Raw genomic sequence first — 17,941 nt, 5'->3', positions numbered from 1 at the left:
TTGGCATACAAAGAGAGGAGCCTGACACATGTATGAAAGTTTGCAAGAGAAGCTGAGGACGACAACAGTTATCAAATGCTTTCCTGGACATGAAGCGCAGGAGAGCTGGATAACAGAAGTGGAAGAGGAGCTTGGCTTTCGTTTACCGCCCTCGTACCGCTGGTGGCTGCTTCATTACGGAAATGCCCAATTCGGTGATGGCAGCATCCTCACAGTTGCCCCGCCGGAGCATAGAGAGCTTTTTGACGGCGACCTCCTCTATATACATCGCTTGAATCTGGGTGAGGACTGGTGGGTAAGCCGGTTTCCCAATCGCCTGGAGTTGTTTGTGCCAGATGGGGACGAGCTTTTCTTCTTCGATACGTCAACGCGTAGTGAGGAAGGTGAATTTCCGGTGATGCTGTATGATCTCATGAATGATTATGTGGATGAATATGCTGTGACATTTGCCGAATTTCTCGAAAAGTTGATTGATGAGCGGACTTGATTTTATTTTGGCAACCATAGTGTATGAGTTTGAGAACAGTGAGCATGGCGCGGCGTGGGGACAAGCAGGCATTTGAAAGCTTTACGGCAGTATGCATGATGATTGGCAAACGAAGTGGGATACATCGGAGTGGTATTAATAAGAGCTTTGCAACTCTTAAAAGCTGATTTTTGCATGCGCTATCCATGTGAGAATTGGCTTTTTTTCTATTCAAAATACCCAGCGTTAAACTATTTGAACAATAAAAAAAGCGGGCATCCCTTACGGGACGCCCATCATGGGAGAGGAGAAACCGGACGAAGAGCTTATGGGGAAACGTAAGTCTTCTCCGCGGTTGTCTACGACATTTGGTGATGTCGATAATCCAAGTTTGTCCCGGTGTTTGCATTTTATACCTCATGTCTCCAAAAATTCGATATGATGTTTTTCGTTTTTCATTCTAGGGTGGATTGTGGTACGATATCGACAGGAATTTTAGGTAAATAAAGGTGTGTGAGTAGAGCAATGAGAGTAATTTCGGGCAGCGCCCGAGGCAGAGCGCTGAAGGCAGTCCCTGGTATGGGGACAAGGCCCACGACCGACAAGGTCAAGGAAGCGATTTTTAGCATGATTGGCCCTTATTTTGATGGAGGAGCAGCGCTGGACTTGTTTGCCGGAACGGGTGGACTTGGCATTGAAGCGCTGAGCCGGGGTATGGACAAGGCGGTATTTATTGATAAAGATGCGAAGAGCTTGGAGACGGTTCGTCATAACTTGCAAGTAACCGGTCTGGGTGAACAGGCGGAGGTTTATAAGAACGATGCCGAGCGGGCGCTTAAGGCCCTTGCCAAACGTGAGGTATTGTTTGATCTGATTTTCCTGGACCCTCCTTATCGCTTGAAGCATGGGGATGCATTAATGATGCAGATGGACGAGCTAAAGCTGCTGTCTCCGCAGGCGACAGTGGTGCTGGAGTATGAGTCCGACTATGTGTACCCGGCTAGATTTGGCCCCTTCTTACAGACGCGTAAGGCGGAGTACGGGGAGACGACAGTATCCATTTATGCATACGATCCGGAAGCATTCCCGGTTCAAGATGATGAGCAAGGAGGACAAGCAACATGAATGAACAACCAAAGCTGCGAGTCGCGGTATACCCGGGGAGCTTTGATCCGGTTACAAAAGGACATATGGATATTATTCAGCGAGCTTCCCGGCAATTCGATATATTAGTGGTAGCAGTGCTGAACAATTTGAGTAAAAAGCCCCTATTTACTGTAGAGGAACGTAAAGAGCTATTAAGCCAGGCAACCGCCAATTTGCCGAATGTTGAGGTGGATAGCTTCCGGGACCTATTGGTCAACTATATGGACTATAAGCAAGGAGATGTCATTGTGCGAGGCATTCGCTCTGTGACGGATTTTGAATACGAACTTCAATTGGCATCGCTCAATCATAAATTGAATAGCAATGTAGAGACGATCTTCATGATGACAAATCCGAAATACTCCTATCTTAGTTCCAGTGTAGTTAAGGAAATTGCCAGCTTCCATGGAGATGTGAGTGACCTGGTACCCGCTGAGGTTGAACTGGCGTTGCAGGAGAAATTTGCGAGCAAGCCGGATGAAGATACAGAATAAGTGTCTTAACGTTGGCTAGGCCGTCGCCACAGGAGTGCAATTACGGCAAAACCGAAAGTGAGCAGGGCAAGCATGAAGAGTTGCCACTTCATCACCCCGAATGCCAGTTGCCAATCAGGCAGCCAGGAGGCCGGGGCATTACTATCTAAGGATAAAGAACGGTCACCACTAAATGCGGGTACAATTCCTGGCATCCAGTGGATAAATGGCTTCCATAGCAGTAAAGTAAGTACATAAGCATACATTGCGTGCAGCAAACGGATGATCAAAAAGGTGCGCTCTTTCATGCCGGCTGGACTTAAAATGGCCCGGACTTGCAAATAAGCGCATAATCCGCTCCAGCCCAGCACTACGCCCAGCAAGGCGGCAGCCAAAGCAGGAGCTACTGGGGCCGGAGATAGTTCGGATAGGGCAAAGGTACCCAGATGAACTTCCAGGCTGCTTTTCAGAAGAGAAACGAAAAGAGGCTGGCTTGGCAAAGCCAAAAGAAGGACATGGAGGATTACGGAAAATATAAGCATATAGCCTCCAATAATCATGAGAGTCTGTACTCCGGAGGCCACCGAGTCCCCGAGCAGCTTGCCGAAGGTGCGTCCATCCTCTTGGCGGGCTTGTTCCATGCGCTTCAGGGCCAGACGGAAGAGTGAGGTGCGTTGCTGACCTAGGGGAAGCTTATTGTTCTTCCGGTGTTTTGCTTCTGATTGATTCGGCGTCACTTCAGAGCGTTCGGGCCACAACTGATGCAGGGTAATTCCGGCAAGCAGTCCGGCGGCCCAGTGTATAGCCAGCAGGAGCAACCCGAAGTCCGGGCGGCCAACGAAGCCCGCCCCGATAACGATGACGAGCAGCATGGGACTGCAAAAGTGACTTACCGCCGCGATGCGCTCTGCTTCACGAGAGGACACCTTTCCTTGCTTGTACAGGGTCGCCGCTGCATCGGCCGCTGCGGGAAAACCGGTGGTCATTCCGAGCGCGAGTACCCATCCTGTAGAGCCAGGCAAGCCCAGTAGCTGCCTTGTGAAGGGATCAAGCAAGGTACCCAGTCCATGGGCGAAGCCGCGGGCCAGCAGGATTTGAGAGAGTACCACAAACGGCAATAGGGCGGGGAAGACGATTCGCCACCAGATGGTTAACCCAACTCCAGAGGCCTGAAAGGCTTCGCCTGGAGAATACACCACACAAATGACGACTAGTATAGCCAAGAGCCCGGTAACCATCGTGGCGAACGGGCTTTTTGAGAGATTTCGAAGATTTAACATGTACAATTCACCTTCTTAAGTCGTAAGATCCAGGCTGGTGTTAAGCAGCGTGTAGTACATGCTATGCGCGGGTGGCGCAGGAAAGACTAATGGTTTCGCCAGCCGTAGTCAGAAGGAGGCAGCAGCATGCGTCAAACAAGATCCGGAGCTATCAAAGCGGGTTTATATATTCTGACAGTGTCGATGTTGATTTATGTTGTCGTCTACATGTCCACGCCGTATATGATTAATCAGCCGGGTACGGCAGAGTCTGTGAAGCCGATGGTGAGCATCCAGTCAGGGGATTCCCAGGAGGAAGGGACGTTTATGCTGACGACGGTATCGGTCAGCTATGCCAATCTATGGATGCTGGCTACGGCCAAGCTTCATCGGCATGCCGAGGTGGTCCGCAAGGAGCCGGATCGCAATGAACGGGAGTATGAGACGCAGCAGCGTTATTTCATGAACAGCTCGCAATCCAATGCGATTCTGGCTGCTTACAACAAGGCGAATGTGGGCTATAATATCGTGTCGCAGTATGTCTTCGTCATCGGCCTATCCAAAGACAACAAACCCAAGGGAGACTTTCAATCGGGAGATATTATTCGTCAGGTGGATGGGCAGGAGGTCACTCGCTTTGACCAGCTTGGCAGCTTACTGCAGGCCAAGAAAGCCGGGGATCAAGTGGCTGTGGTGCTGGAGCGAGATGGGAAGCAGACCCAGCAACAAGTTGAATTGGTACCGATTAAGACCACAGATGGAAGCCAAAGAGCGGGCCTTGGCGTGACGGTTGGTGAACTACGTAAAGTACAGCCGACTGACTCTACCAAAGAGGTTACTTTCGTGGATACGCGTATCGGGGGGCCTTCGGCAGGCTTGATGTTTACCTTGGAAATTTACAATCAACTCACGGAAGGTGATTTGACCAAAGGACACCGGATCGCGGGCACGGGTACCATTGCCGAAGATGGTACCGTTGGCGAAATTGGGGGCGTTCAATTCAAGATTGTCGCCTCGGAGCGGGAGAAGGCGGAAATATTTTTTGTCCCTGAGGCAAATTATAAAACAGCGAAGGCCAAGGCCGATGAAATTGGTTCGAATATGAAGCTGGTGCCAGTGAAGCATTTGGACGATGCTTTGAATTATTTGGCGTCGTTGCCAGAGAAAGCTTCATAAGCCATGAGTCTGAATCGGCGGCTGCCGGTATTCGCGCAGCAGTTCGTCCACCTGACGACGAGGCATGGCGTTGGCGTAGACCGCTGCGGCACGGATATCAAGGTCAAGCTGTGGGTGCTCCAGTCCGGCAGCTCTCGTGAGCAAGGGCAGCGTGCCGGAACGCTTGATTTGCTTCAGCAGCCGCTGTCCGGTGTCGGTAAAGCCCAGCACACGTAAATACGCAGGACCTTGGGCCAGTTGTTCCGGAGCCAGGGACTCGCGTGGGTGCTGTAGCAAAATATGCAACAGCATGCGCTGCAGCTTGGTATGGGTGTAGCGTTTGGTCTTGAGCTGTTGCAATAACCCGGTAACAGTGGGCTGTGTAAGCTGGGGCAGCGCTTTTTTGAGGCGGTGCTCAAGTCCTTCGGTCACCTCATGCACGGCGCCAAGCTGCTCTGGCGTAGCCAGCAGCAACTGGTGGAAGAGCGGCGCGGCGAAGCTCTCCCAGGTGACCGGCCCTCGCCCGGCAGCGAATTCGCGGGCGAGGATGTCCGCCGTTGCGGGCGGGAGATAGGGGGCGACGGAGTCAAGACCGCCGTCCTTCAGCAGCCGCCGAACGGCGGTAGCGCTGGCGATATGCGCGTCCTGTGGCGCGAGATCGCTGTAGCCTGCGGCCCGGCGCCGGATGGTCACCGGCGCGATGCCGCTCCGAAGCCGCTGCAGCGCGATCAGGTAGTGCAGCCCCAAGCTGTTGTTGGGCTGCTCCAGCAGCGCTCGCGCTGTGGCGGCTTCGCCGCTTGCCGTGCGCTCTCGGCGGCCAGCCGCTCGGCCAGCGGGAGCAGCGCCTCAAGGCTGCCGGCTTCGCTGCCGAAGCACAGATGCGTCGTGACGCCTGTAGCCGCCAGCAGTGAGACTGCGCCGTAGGCGAACCACTCCGCGGGCTGCACGGCATACGCAACCGGCAGCTCAAAGACCACGTCGACGCCCAGACGCAGCGCCATTTCCGTGCGGGCCCATTTATCTACTAGCGCAGGTTCGCCTCGCTGCAGGAAATTACCGCTCATAACGGCCACGATAGCATCTGCACCGGTTAACCGTCTGGCTTCGGTGATATGATGGACATGCCCGTTATGCAGCGGATTGTATTCGACGACGATTCCGACAACGTTCAATGAATTTCGACTCCTTCGCTTTTCGTTCCATTTTATGAACTATTGCTATAAATATATCATGAAACTCGCGAGAAGCAGAAATAAAAGGAGCCGTTCTGTTAAGGAATTACATGCTTTGTTGTTGACAAAACTTACTTAAAATCGGTATAATAATTTTTGTTTGTTTGGGGTGATGCTGATGTTTATTAATTTACGTCAGGCAATCTCATCCGAAGCTCCGGTGGAGATTCATCAGGCTTTGGATGTAAGCCGTGTCGTTGAAGGTCGCAAGGACATTATCGCAATCAGTCCACTACAGGCTGATCTGCGGGGAGAAGCTCCCGGCGAAGGCGTTGTTCAGGTTAAGGGCACGCTTAAGACGGAGCTGGATATGACCTGTTCTCGTTGTCTTAAGCCTTTGAAACGGGACATTCAAGCGGAGTTTGCAGAAAGCTTCAAGCAAGGCGAACATCCCGAGGTGGACACGCAGGCACAGGAGGAAGACGAAGACTTACACTACGTTCCGGGCGAGAAAGTCGATCTGGTACCGTATGTGGAGGAGACGCTGCTACTGAATCTGCCGTTTGCCGCTGTATGCCAGGAATCCTGCAAGGGACTTTGTCCTCACTGCGGGGCTGATCTGAACGAACAGGAATGCGGCTGCAATAAGGACGTGATTGATCCGCGGCTGGCAGCACTCGGTGATTTCTTCAAAAAGTAAGCAAGTAAACAATGAATATTACAGGTTTAGGTTTGACTTGATAAGGAGGTGGGAACCATGGCAGTACCTCAACGGAGAACGTCCAAGACGCGTCGCGACAAACGCCGCACGCATTTCAAATTGGCTGTGCCGGGCATGGTAAAATGTGAACAATGCGGAGAATTGAAGCTTGCTCACCACGTATGCAAAGTATGCGGAACATACAAATCGAGAGAAATTATCAACCAATAAGCTTGATATCTCGCACTTAAAGTAGCATCTCACTTCGGTGAGATGCTATTTTTTTGCCAGCTTCAGCTTCAGGACTTCATGTAGACAGGCGATTTTGCTTTTCTTTTGCTTCCGGATGATTTATACTAGATTTTAGTACCAGGTTCTAAAGTGATTCTGAACGAAATAGCTGTTAGAATATAATAGAAGCCGGACTGGCCAGGCAGGCTGCCGGATTTAAATTACATAGACGCAAGACATCAAATCAATATTTTTGATTGTAAACATCTACCGGGAGGGAAGGGATACCCATCGAACGATTGCCGAAGCGGGCGAGACAGCAGCAACTCGTCCAGATGATAGAAGCGAACCCGTTCATTACGGATCAGGAATTAACGCGGCATCTTAAGGTAAGCATACAAACCATTCGGTTGGATCGGATGGAGCTGGGAATTCCTGAGCTCCGCGAGCGGATGAAGTTAATGGCTGAACGCTCTTATGATCAGGTCCGTTCATTGCCGTTGCACGAGGTCATTGGGGAGATTGTGGATTTGCAGCTCGACAAGAGCGGAATTTCTATCTTTGAGATTCGCGAAGAACATGTCTTCTCCCGTACGGGCATAGCCCGGGGCCACCATGTGTTCGCCCAGGCCAACTCGCTGGCAGTAGCCGTTATTAATGATGAAGTTGCCTTGACGTTTTCGGCGGATATCCGGTTCGTGCGATCCGTCCACTTGGGCGAGAAATGCATCGCCAAAGCTTATGTCAGGCCGTCTTCCGGCCAGAAGGGCAAAGCCAAGGTCGAGGTATTTACTTACGTGGGTGAAGAGATGGTGTTCCAGGGGAACTTTGTGATCTACCGGTCTACCGGGGAGGAAGGGCAAGAGGGAGGAAGTCAGCATGAGAATCGCGATTGATGCAATGGGGGGCGACCATGCGCCAAACAGTACGGTAGAAGGCGCGTTGGCAGCAGCCAAGGAATGGACCGATACAGAGATTATTCTGGTTGGCGATGAGCAGGTATTGAAGCCCTTGTTAGGGGAGGCTCCCGGCAATTTGCGAGTTCATCATGCCTCCGAGGTTATCGCTGCTGATGATGAGCCAGTGAAGGCGGTGCGGCGCAAGAAGGATGCTTCAATGGTTGTGGCAGGTCGGCTGGTCCGTGAAGGACAGGCGGAGGCCATGATCTCTGCCGGCAACACCGGTGCGCTAATGACGACGGGTCTGCTGGTCGTAGGCCGTCTGGAAGGGATTGAGCGCCCCGCGTTGGCGCCAATGATTCCGACGGTGGATCAGCGGGGTGTGCTGGCCCTTGACTTGGGTGCCAATATGGATGCCAAGCCGGAGCATCTGGCCCAGTATGCGCTCATGGGTAGCATTTATCGGCAGAAGGTGCATGGGATATCCACACCGCGGGTAGGCTTGCTCAATGTGGGTACTGAGGCTATGAAGGGTAATGAGCTGACCAAGGCGGCTTATCCACTGCTAGAGGCCTTGCCGATTCATTTTGTAGGCAACGTGGAGTCCCGGGATATTTTAAGCGGAGCTTGTGATGTCATTGTCTGCGACGGCTTCGCCGGGAATATTATGTTGAAGTCGCTGGAGGGAACGGCGGGAACGATGTTCTCCATCTTGAAGCAGGAGTTCTCCAAATCCCTGAAGAATAAACTAGCCGCAGCTGTGCTGATGCCTTCGCTGCGTGGAATCAAGAAGATGATGGACTATAAGGAGCATGGTGGTGCGCCGCTTCTGGGTCTGAATGGATTGGTTGTCAAAGGACACGGTTCCTCGGACGGAGGGGCGATCAGAAATGCAGTTCGCCAGGCCAGGTTGGCGCTGCAAAGCCAATTGACGGAGAATATAGCACAGGAAATTAGCAGGAAGTGAGTGACTAAAGCGATGAGATTGCCTTCAGTAGGAATTATCGGAACAGGGAAATACGTTCCAGAGAAAGTATTGACGAATGCGGATTTAGAGAAAATCGTAGAAACGAATGACGAGTGGATTGTCTCCCGGACGGGAATTAAGGAACGGCATATTGCAGCTCCCGATCAGGCCACATCAGATTTGGCTTATGAGGCCGCTGTTCGCGCTTTGAAATCGGCAGGACTTGAAGCAAGTGAACTTGATTTGATTATTGTAGCAACTATTACGCCGGACTCGGCGTTTCCATCGACGGCTTGCATTCTGCAAGATAAGCTGGGTGCCAAAAAAGCTGCCGCATTTGACTTGTCTGCTGCCTGCTCGGGTTTTGTCTACAGCATGGCCGCAGCCAATGGGTTTATTCAAACAGGAATGTACCGTAATGCGCTGGTAATCGGCGCGGATACGTTATCTCGAATTACCGATTATACGGACCGTAACACCTGTGTATTGTTTGGCGACGGCGCTGGCGCTGTTGTGCTTGGTGAAGTGCCGGAAGGCCGGGGCTTCCTGTCCTTCGATCTTGGTGCAGAGGGTGCTGGCGGTGAATTGCTCAAGATGGAAGCAGGCGGTTCACGGTTGCCAGCCTCGGAAGCTACCGTGGCGGAAGGCAAGCATTTCATTTATATGAATGGCCGCGAAGTGTTCAAGTTTGCGGTTCGAGTGATGGGATCGGCTACGGAAGAAGTGCTTCGCAAGGCTGGAAAGAGCAAAGAAGACATCGATCTGTTTGTGCCTCATCAGGCTAATATTCGGATCATTCAATCGGCGATGCAACGCCTGGACTTGCCGGAAGAGAAATGCGTTATCAATGTGGACAAATACGCAAACACTTCTGCCGCTTCAATTCCGCTAGCTTTGGTGGAGGCTGCAGAGGAAGGCCGCATGAAAGAGGGCGACACCCTATTGCTCGTTGGCTTCGGCGGCGGCTTGACCTGGGGAGCTTCCGTACTTGTGTGGTAAGTGAGGCAGGCGGAGATATTAATGAATGGGGGAGTGCAATCGATGAGCAAAATAGCTTTTGTTTTTCCCGGACAGGGGTCTCAAAGCGTAGGTATGGGTAAAGATTTATATGACACTCAGTCAGAGGCGCGCGAGCGCTTCGAACTGGCGGATAAGCAGCTTGGGTTTCCACTCAGCGAATTGATATTCGGTGGCCCGGAAGCCGAACTGAAGCAAACCGCCAATACGCAGCCTGCGTTGTTAACCACAAGCGTGGCTCTGGCCGAAGCATTTGCTGCCAAAGGCCTGGCACCCGACTATGTGGCGGGACATAGCTTGGGCGAGTATAGTGCACTGACTGTAGCAGGTGTGTTATCCTTCGAGGATGCGGTGTCCATCGTTCGCGCACGTGGTGAATATATGGAGCAAGCTGTGCCCGGAGGGCAGGGAGCCATGGCCGCGGTTCTTGGCGGTGAACGTGAAGCGCTGGCCGCTTTATGTGCCGACATTACGGCAGGCGGTGCATTGGTTGAACTGGCGAATGTGAACTGCCCAGGGCAAATCGTGGTATCAGGCAGCAAGGAAGGCATCGAGCAGGTAGTGTCCCGTGTGAAAGAGATCGGGGCTAAACGAGCTATTCCGCTGGAGGTCAGTGGACCGTTTCATTCCTCGCTGATGAAATCGGCCGCGGAGCGATTGCAAGATCGGCTTGCAGCCGCTGCTTTTCATAACGCATCCGTTCCGGTAGTTGCTAACGTCACGGCTCGTCCTGTTCAGGATGGGGCCAAGATTGCGGAGCTGCTGGTACAGCAGGTGTATTCCCCTGTATTATGGGAGGATACTGTTAACTGGCTGATTGCCCAAGGGGTGGATACGTTTGTCGAGATTGGCCCGGGCAGCGTGCTGACAGGGTTGATCAAGAAGACCGACAAGTCGGTGCGGTTGTTTAATGTAAATAATTTGGATAGCCTGGAACAAACGGCGGCAGCGCTGCAATAGAAGCTGTAGCCATTTCAAGGCAGGCATCGCCGCAAAGGAGCCTTAGGCTTCATGAATGGCGTGCCGGATTGGTAGACTTCGGAGTAACTAGGTGAAAGGAGATGGATTGATGAGCAAACCGCTTCAAGGGAAGACGGCTTTGGTCACGGGCGGCTCTCGTGGAATCGGCCGTAGCATTGCACTCGCTTTGGCGGAAGCCGGGGCAGATGTAGTGATCAACTATGCCGGGAACGAGGAGGCCGCAGCCCGCGTTGTTGCCGAAATCGAGGCGTTTGGCGTAAGAGCTTACGCTGCGAAAGCGCATGTTGGAAGCAATGAGCAGTTCGAGGGTATGGTTAAGTCCATGCTGGAAGCCTGGGGACGGATCGACATTCTGGTGAATAACGCAGGAATTACAAGAGATAATTTAATTATGCGGATGAAGGAAGAAGAGTTCGATCAGGTCATTGAGACGAACCTGAAGGGCGTGTTCAATGGCATTAAGGCCGTCACCCGTCCGATGATGAAGCAACGTTCGGGCCGGATCATCAACATTTCTTCGGTGGTTGGTGTGCTGGGTAATGCGGGTCAAGCCAATTACGTAGCGGCCAAAGCAGGAGTGATCGGTCTGACGAAAGCCTCGGCGCGTGAGCTGGCTTCACGTGGCATTACCGTGAACTGCATCGCCCCGGGATTTATCGAAACGGATATGACGGACGAGCTTCCGGAAGAATACCGCCAGAAGCTGCTTGCCGACATCCCGCTGGCCCGTCTGGGACAGCCCGAAGAAATCGCGAACGCCGTATTATTCCTCGCCGGAGACAGCGCGTCCTATATGACAGGGCAAACCCTGCATGTGGACGGCGGAATGTATATGTAAATCGCGTGTTTGGCTTCTATGGCATTTTAACTTCAAATCTCTTATAATACCAAAGAGGAGGTGAACCGGATGTCCGATGTATTGGATCGCGTAAAACGCATTGTTGTGGATCGCCTTGGCGCAGATGAAGCCGAAGTGACACTTGAAGCGTCTTTCAAAGACGACTTGGGTGCGGATTCGCTTGACGTGGTTGAATTGGTCATGGAGCTCGAAGATGAATTCGATCTGGAAATTTCAGACGAAGATGCAGAGAAGATAACGACCGTAGGTGAAGTTGTAAACTACATACAATCTCATACCTAATGTCATTCCAAAGTCCCGTACCTCCTTCATAGCAGGCGGGACTTCTCCTCATCTTGAGGATCTGCGGATTTCATTATTGCATCCATGAATTTGTATAGTACACATAAGTCCAACGAGGTGAGTGTGTTTGAAGCATAGAGTAGTAGTTACAGGTATGGGAGTCGTTACGTCTCTCGGTAAGGATATAGATACATTTTGGAGCAATTTGTTAGAAGGAAAATCCGGTGTTTCGTTAGTTGAAGCGTTTGATGTTAGTGATTATCCTACGAAAATTGCGGCCTCGGTGAAAGATTTTAATCCCGAGGATTATATCGAGCGTAAGGAAGCGCGGAAGATGGACCGATTTGTGCAATTTGCTGCAGCAGCGGCAAAGAATGCCATTGAGGATAGTGCGCTTAATATAGCCGAACAAGCTGACCCGGAACGGGTTGGGGTCATGATTGGTTCAGGCATCGGTGGTCTCGGAACCTTTGAAGATCAGCATAGTGCCTTGTTGGAGAAGGGGCCCAAGCGTGTTAGCCCGTTCTTTATTCCTATGATGATTGCCAACATGGCTTCCGGGCATGTGTCCATTCTGCATGGAGCGAAGGGTCCGAACACAACTACGGTGACTGCGTGCGCGACCGGAACTCATTCCATTGGAGAGTCTTACCGGCTAATTCAGCGTGGTGATGCCGATGTGATGATTTGCGGCGGCGCGGAAGCAACGATCCGTCCAACAGGTATGGCAGGCTTCTGCTCGATGCGGGCCATGTCCACGCGTAATGACGAGCCGGAGAAGGCTAGTCGTCCGTTTGATACGGAGCGGGATGGCTTTGTCATGGGTGAGGGTGCTGGAGTGCTGATTCTGGAATCGCTGGAGCATGCGCAAAAACGCGGGGCCCAGATTTATGGAGAAGTTATCGGCTATGGATTAAGCGCGGACGCACACCATATGACCGAACCTGATCCAAACGGACCGGAGCGTTGCATGAACATGGCCATTCGCGATGCAGGCATTCAGCCAGAGCAAATTGATTACATCAACGCGCATGGCACTTCGACTCCTGTAGGAGACCGCTCGGAGACGACCGCGATCAAGAGAGCGCTTGGCGATCATGCTTACAAGGTAGCCATCAGCTCGACCAAGTCGATGACGGGTCATTTGCTGGGAGCTGCTGGTGGCGTAGAGGGCATTATTTGCAGTCTAACCCTGAAGCATGGTGTCATTGCACCTACCATCAATTTGGAGCATCCTGATCCGGAATGTGATTTGGATTATGTTCCAAATGAAGCCAGACGGGCAGATGTTCAAGTGGCGATGTCCAATTCCTTTGGATTTGGCGGACATAATGCCACAATTATTTTAAAGAAATACGAAGCATAAGGGGTTAGGTCCGGTGAATGGAGATCTGAAGCAGTTACAGCAAAAACTTGAACTGGTATTCCAAAATCGGCAGCTTCTGAAACAGGCCTTCACCCATGCATCATATGTGAACGAGCACCGTTTTAATCAATACGAGGACAACGAGCGCCTGGAGTTTCTAGGCGACGCTGTCCTCGAATTGACCGTTTCGGAGCACTTATATCGGTTATTTCCCGACCGTCCTGAGGGTGAGTTGACCAAGTTGCGGGCCGCCATTGTATGCGAGCCGTCACTGGTTAAGTTCGCCGAAAGCCTGGAATTCGGCCGGTATGTACTGCTCGGCAAGGGCGAGGAATTAACGGGGGGAAGAACGCGTCCGGCACTGCTTGCAGACGTGTTCGAATCCTTTATCGGTGCATTATACCTGGATCAAGGCCTGGAAGCGGCTACTGCGTTCCTTCATCGTTATGTTTTCCCTCAATTGTCTCTGGACGGCAAGCTGCAAACGAGCGACTTTAAGACGGAGCTTCAGGAACTGACGCAGCATCACGGCATGGGAACTTTGGAGTACCGTATCGTGGAAGAGCGGGGTCCTGCCCATGAACGGGAATTCGTCTCCGAGGTTTGCATGGAAGGCCGCGCGCTCGGCCGAGGCAACGGCAGGTCTAAGAAAGAAGCCGAACAACAGGCGGCTGCCGTGGCGCTGGAGTTGCTTAAGAGCTCAGAGCTTGAGAGTTAAAATTAACGACTGTAAAGACCGTTTCGGTATGATGTACTCCATCGTCCGGGGCGGCTTTTTACTTTTTAGAGGTAGTTCAAAAAGTCAGCTTTTGATCACGAAGCGTCTTCTGGGAGTAGATTCGACGTCGAATCTTGAATTCAGCCGGGCCTTCCGTTGCTCACGTACCCAATACGTACGCTGCGCTACTCAGTCCCTAGCTTCATCCAAGCTTCTTGGTGCTGAAAAGCCGACTTTTTGAACCTGTATTTTAAAGGTAGTTCAAAAAGTCGTCTTTTGATCACGAAGCGTCTTCTGGGAGTAGAATCGACATCGAATCTTGAACTCACCCGGTACTTCCGTTGCTCAAGTACCCATGCTTTCAAAGTCGTTTTCTCCGAAAACGTGTAGCTGCGCTACTCAGTCCCTTGCTTCATCCAAGCTCAAGCGTTTTGAAAAAACGCACATCGGAAGCATAAGCTTTGGTGCTGAAAAGCCTACTTTTTGAACCTCTTATTTATAAAGGTAGTTCAAAAAAGTCAGCTTTTGATTACGAAGCGGGGCTAGGGAGTGGGTTCTTAAAAGCAGGAGTTATCTCCTGTTCCGGGGCCTGACTGGATGCCTGTCCAGCAGGGCTTCCGGTATGATACAATACAGGTTAGAGGTGATAGTGAACGTATGTTTCTGAAACGGATAGAGCTAGCGGGCTTCAAATCCTTTGCCGACAAGACGGAGATGGAATTCGTACGCGGCATTACCGCTGTAGTTGGCCCGAACGGCAGCGGAAAAAGTAATATTTCCGATGGCATCCGCTGGGTGCTGGGAGAACAAAGCGCCAAGTCACTACGCGGCGGCAAAATGGAGGACATTATCTTCGCAGGGAGTGATGCGCGTAAAGCGGTCAACTTTAGTGAGGTGTCCTTGACGCTGGATAATAACGATCAGGCGCTGCCGCTTGATTTCAGCGAAGTAACGGTAACCCGTCGGGTTCACCGCAGCGGGGACAGCGAGTATTTTATCAACAAGCAGTCTTGCCGTTTGAAGGATATTACCGAGCTGTTCATGGATACCGGCATCGGGAAGGAAGCTTACTCTATCATCGGGCAGGGGCGAATTGAGGAAATTTTGAGTACGCGTTCGGAGGACCGCCGTGGTATTTTCGAAGAGGCTTCCGGGATCGTAAAGTATAAGAGCCGCAAGCGCGATGCGCGTCGCAAGCTGGATGATACCGAACAAAATTTGCTGCGGATCAACGACCTTGTGGTGGAATTGGAAGACCAGATTGGACCGCTGAAGGAGCAGTCCGAGAAGGCACAGAGATACAAGGAACTGCGTGAACAGTTGAAAAATAAAGAAATCTCCCTCTATGTTCATCAAATTGAGCAGATTCACGAGACGTGGAGTGAGGCGAATGCCAAGCTGACCAAGCTCCAGGAAGAGCAGCTTGCTCTATCGACGGTTGTGTCTGCCCATGATGCCAAGCTGGAGAGTGACCGATTGGCGTTGCGTCAGGTAGAGGATCAAATTGAGACACTGCAAAGACAACTTCTGGAGTACAGCGAGAGCTACGAGAAGAGTGAAGGATATGGCGAGGTCTTGAAGGAGCGAGCTCGCAACCTGGCACAAAACCGCGAGCAGCTAAGCCAGTCTCTGGGGGTCAGTGAAGAACGGTTCGCTCAGCGCTCTTTGGAACTGGAGCAGCTTACGGCCCAGTTCGCAGCGGCTGAAGAACAACTGGGGATGCTGCGTACCGAGCTTGCTGCAGAAGAAGCGAAGCTTATTGGAGTGACCGGCGGAATTAGCCAAGCGCAGGAAGAAGGCTTGAAGGGCCAATTGCTGGATGTCATGAACCAGATGGCGCAATCTCGTAATGAAATCCATTATGCCGACCAGCAGAAAGAAGGCGTGAAGCGCCGGATGGAGCGGGCTGAGGAAGAAGGCGTGAAGTGGACGGATGAGCTTGATCGTCTGAAGGGACGCAAGACCGAACTGGAAATGGTGCTGGCTAAGCTGGGGGAGGAAATTGCCGAGCTTCGCGGCCGCTACATACGTGAAAGCGAGCATAATCAGTCACTACAGAAGCTGGTTGAGGAAAGCCAGGGCGGTATCCGCAAATGGGAGCAAAAACGAGAGGCACTGGTGTCGCGCCGTGATACGATGAAAGAGATGGAGGACGACTACGACGGGTTTGTGCTTGGGGTTAAGGAAGTTCTCAAGGCGTCCAAGAAGTCGTCGTTGTCTGGTGTACATGGCGCTGTTGCGGAATTGATTCGGGTACCGGAGAAGCTGGAGACGGCGGTGGAAACGGCGCTTGGTGCCGCTATGCAGCATATCGTCATGGAGAACGAGGCTGTTTCGCGCCAAGCGATCGCTTTCCTGAAGCAGCGGCAACTGGGCCGGGCAACCTTCCTACCGTTAGATGTTATCCGTCCTCGTCAGATTTCTGCGGCTGACAAGCGTATTCTGGAGGAAGCGGCAGGCTTTGTTGGCATCGGGGCCGAACTAGTGGGCTATGAGCCGAGGTATGAGAGCGTCGTTGGCAGCTTGCTGGGCAATGTCGTATTTGCCAATGATCTGGAGCATGCGAACAAGATGGCAGCCAGGCTGCAATATCGCTTCCGCATTGTGACTCTGGAGGGCGATGTCGTCAACGCCGGTGGCTCGATGACCGGGGGGAGCCAGCATCGTAAGAACAATAATTTGCTGGGACGCAAGCGTCAACTTGATCAGCTTGCGGCAGACATCCGCGAAAGTGAAGAAATGCTGGACAAGCTGCGCAAGGGTCTGACGGATGTACGCAGCCAGCTTGGCAAGTCAGAGAACGAACTGGTCCGGCTGCGTGAAGCCGGAGATGCCAAGCGGGTGGAAGAACAGGCATGTGCCGGAGACTTGAAGCAGGTGGAGCATGAATGGCGGCATGTGTCGGAGCAATTTGAGTTGTACGGCCAGGAGAAGGGACATTACCTGAAGGAACTGGAGGATCTCGAAGCAACCAAGAAGGCTGCGCAAGAGCGGCTGGTAGACTTGGAGAAAGAGGAGATATCCGTTCAGCAGTCCATCCGGGCTGCCGAGTTCGCCCGCAAGGCGAGTGAGTCGGCGAAGGAAGAACTCCAGGATGCCTTGACTGGACTTAAGGTGCGTGAGGGTAAGCTGGATCAGGAATGTCATTCCCTGCGAGAGCAATTACGCCGTTCCGAGTCGGAATTCAAGGTGCAGGAGCGGGAACTGACCCAGAACCGTACGATTTTGCAGTCTATTGAAGCGGATTTGGAGCAAAATGTACAGCAAGGCGTACAGCAACGTGAAGAATTAAATGATTATAAGCTGAAGAAGGAACGGACCAGTGAGCAGCTTGAATTGGAACGGGCTTCTCGTGCCGTCCTGGTTAAGAAGCTGGAGGACGGAGAAAGCGAGACAAAGGACCAACGGGTTGCGCTAAAAGGCGTGGAGGATCAATTGCGGCAAACCGAGATACAGGCCAATCGCCTGGATGTGGAGCTGGATAACATTTTACGCAAGCTGTCTGAGGATTATGAACTTAGCTATGAATTGGCCAAGCAGCGGTATGCTGTGCCAGAGGATGTGCCACAGACTCAAGGAGAGGTCCGGGAACTGAAACGGCAGATTACGATCCTTGGGGAAGTGAACCTTGGAGCCATTGATGAGTACAATCGTGTCTCCGAGCGCTATCAATTCCTTAGTGAGCAGAAGGATGATCTTGTCGAGGCCAAGGCGACGCTTTATCAGGTCATTCGCGAGATGGATGAGGAGATGTCCAAGCGATTCAAAACTACCTTTGATGCGATCCGCCGGGAATTTGTGATTGTGTTCTCCAAGCTGTTCGGTGGTGGCCGGGCCGACCTGATTCTGGTCGATCCCGAGAATTTGCTGGATACTGGTATTGACGTAGTAGCACAGCCTCCAGGCAAGAAGCTGCAAAATCTGCAATTGCTGTCCGGTGGTGAACGGGCGCTGACGGCGATGGCGTTACTATTTGCCATTTTACAAGTGAAGCCGGTGCCGTTCTGCGTGCTTGATGAAGTCGAAGCGGCGCTGGATGAAGCCAATGTCTCGCGTTTTGCCCAGTACTTACGCGAGTTCTCCGAGCAGACCCAGTTCATTGTGGTAACCCACCGCAAGGGGACGATGGAGGAAGCGGACGTGCTATATGGCGTGACAATGGAGGAAGGCGGCGTGTCCAAGCTCGTCTCCGTCAAGTTGGAGGATGAAGAAACGGTTGAAATTGCTTAGCTGACATTTATTGGATGGAC

Annotated in this window: 16 protein-coding genes and 1 pseudogene; 15 read left to right on the top strand and 2 right to left on the bottom strand. The window is 52.2% G+C overall.

Annotated features, from left to right (window positions below; all coding sequences use genetic code 11):
* Positions 1–28 precede the first annotated feature (28 nt).
* The 3 genes from BN3279_RS21090 to coaD all read left to right on the top strand — a co-directional run bounded on the left by BN3279_RS21090 (position 29) and on the right by coaD (position 2,106).
* On the top strand, positions 29–487 hold the full coding sequence (locus tag BN3279_RS21090) for an SMI1/KNR4 family protein (RefSeq protein WP_059053685.1): 459 nt from the start codon (positions 29–31) through the stop codon (positions 485–487).
* Positions 488–991: 504 nt separating this feature from the next.
* Positions 992–1,591, top strand: a complete 600-nt coding sequence (rsmD, locus tag BN3279_RS21085) for a 16S rRNA (guanine(966)-N(2))-methyltransferase RsmD (RefSeq protein ID WP_059053684.1) — start codon at positions 992–994, stop codon at positions 1,589–1,591.
* A complete protein-coding gene (gene coaD / locus BN3279_RS21080) occupies positions 1,588–2,106 on the top strand; it encodes a pantetheine-phosphate adenylyltransferase (RefSeq protein WP_059053682.1) in 519 nt (172 codons plus the stop codon). The genes rsmD and coaD overlap by 4 nt, the downstream gene beginning before the upstream one ends.
* A 5-nt stretch (positions 2,107–2,111) precedes the next feature.
* On the opposite strand, the gene BN3279_RS21075 is transcribed toward coaD, so the two are convergent.
* Positions 2,112–3,365, bottom strand: coding sequence for a nucleoside recognition domain-containing protein (locus BN3279_RS21075; RefSeq protein ID WP_059053680.1), 1,254 nt, complete (start codon positions 3,363–3,365; stop codon positions 2,112–2,114).
* A 126-nt stretch (positions 3,366–3,491) separates the two neighbouring features.
* On the opposite strand from BN3279_RS21075, the gene BN3279_RS21070 reads away from it, so the two are divergent.
* Positions 3,492–4,520 (top strand): SepM family pheromone-processing serine protease, encoded by a 1,029-nt coding sequence (locus BN3279_RS21070; RefSeq protein ID WP_059053678.1) that lies wholly within the window; start codon positions 3,492–3,494, stop codon positions 4,518–4,520.
* On the opposite strand, the pseudogene BN3279_RS21065 reads toward BN3279_RS21070, so the two are convergent.
* A pseudogene (locus BN3279_RS21065) lies at positions 4,515–5,671 on the bottom strand (tRNA(Met) cytidine acetate ligase). The gene BN3279_RS21070 and the pseudogene BN3279_RS21065 sit on opposite strands and share 6 nt — an antisense overlap.
* A 178-nt stretch (positions 5,672–5,849) precedes the next feature.
* Between BN3279_RS21065 and BN3279_RS21060 the strand changes: the two are divergent.
* The 11 genes from BN3279_RS21060 (at position 5,850) to smc (ending at position 17,921) form a co-directional block, all read left to right on the top strand.
* Positions 5,850–6,371, top strand: coding sequence for a YceD family protein (locus BN3279_RS21060; RefSeq protein ID WP_059053676.1), 522 nt, complete (start codon positions 5,850–5,852; stop codon positions 6,369–6,371).
* 57 nt (positions 6,372–6,428) lie between these two features.
* Entirely contained in the window at positions 6,429–6,602 is a 174-nt protein-coding gene (gene rpmF / locus BN3279_RS21055) for a 50S ribosomal protein L32 (protein WP_018750828.1), read from the top strand.
* A 299-nt stretch (positions 6,603–6,901) separates the two neighbouring features.
* Complete coding sequence (fapR, locus tag BN3279_RS21050; protein WP_082673155.1) at positions 6,902–7,498, top strand: transcription factor FapR; 597 nt, start codon at positions 6,902–6,904, stop codon at positions 7,496–7,498.
* Complete coding sequence (plsX, locus tag BN3279_RS21045) at positions 7,482–8,468, top strand: phosphate acyltransferase PlsX (protein WP_059053674.1); 987 nt, start codon at positions 7,482–7,484, stop codon at positions 8,466–8,468. The genes fapR and plsX overlap by 17 nt, the downstream gene beginning before the upstream one ends.
* Before the next feature lie 12 nt (positions 8,469–8,480).
* Entirely contained in the window at positions 8,481–9,467 is a 987-nt protein-coding gene (locus tag BN3279_RS21040; protein ID WP_187377848.1) for a beta-ketoacyl-ACP synthase III, read from the top strand.
* Positions 9,468–9,509: 42 nt separating this feature from the next.
* Positions 9,510–10,445 carry an ACP S-malonyltransferase gene (gene fabD / locus BN3279_RS21035; RefSeq protein WP_059053670.1) on the top strand — a complete coding sequence of 312 codons (936 nt, stop codon included), beginning with the start codon at positions 9,510–9,512 and terminating at the stop codon, positions 10,443–10,445.
* Between the two features lie 109 nt (positions 10,446–10,554).
* A complete protein-coding gene (fabG, locus tag BN3279_RS21030) occupies positions 10,555–11,304 on the top strand; it encodes a 3-oxoacyl-ACP reductase FabG (protein ID WP_059053668.1) in 750 nt (249 codons plus the stop codon).
* A gap of 69 nt (positions 11,305–11,373) precedes the next feature.
* Positions 11,374–11,607, top strand: a complete 234-nt coding sequence (acpP, locus tag BN3279_RS21025; protein ID WP_018750834.1) for an acyl carrier protein — start codon at positions 11,374–11,376, stop codon at positions 11,605–11,607.
* Positions 11,608–11,734: 127 nt separating this feature from the next.
* Entirely contained in the window at positions 11,735–12,973 is a 1,239-nt protein-coding gene (gene fabF / locus BN3279_RS21020) for a beta-ketoacyl-ACP synthase II (protein ID WP_082673154.1), read from the top strand.
* Positions 12,974–12,986: 13 nt separating this feature from the next.
* Positions 12,987–13,691, top strand: a complete 705-nt coding sequence (gene rnc / locus BN3279_RS21015; protein WP_059053665.1) for a ribonuclease III — start codon at positions 12,987–12,989, stop codon at positions 13,689–13,691.
* A gap of 657 nt (positions 13,692–14,348) precedes the next feature.
* Entirely contained in the window at positions 14,349–17,921 is a 3,573-nt protein-coding gene (gene smc / locus BN3279_RS21010) for a chromosome segregation protein SMC (protein WP_059053663.1), read from the top strand.
* Positions 17,922–17,941: the final 20 nt, after the last annotated feature.

It is taken from the genome of Paenibacillus senegalimassiliensis (assembly GCF_001486585.1).
GTDB classification, from domain to species: domain Bacteria; phylum Bacillota; class Bacilli; order Paenibacillales; family Paenibacillaceae; genus Fontibacillus; species Fontibacillus senegalimassiliensis.
This window is presented reverse-complemented; position numbering and strand designations above follow the sequence as displayed.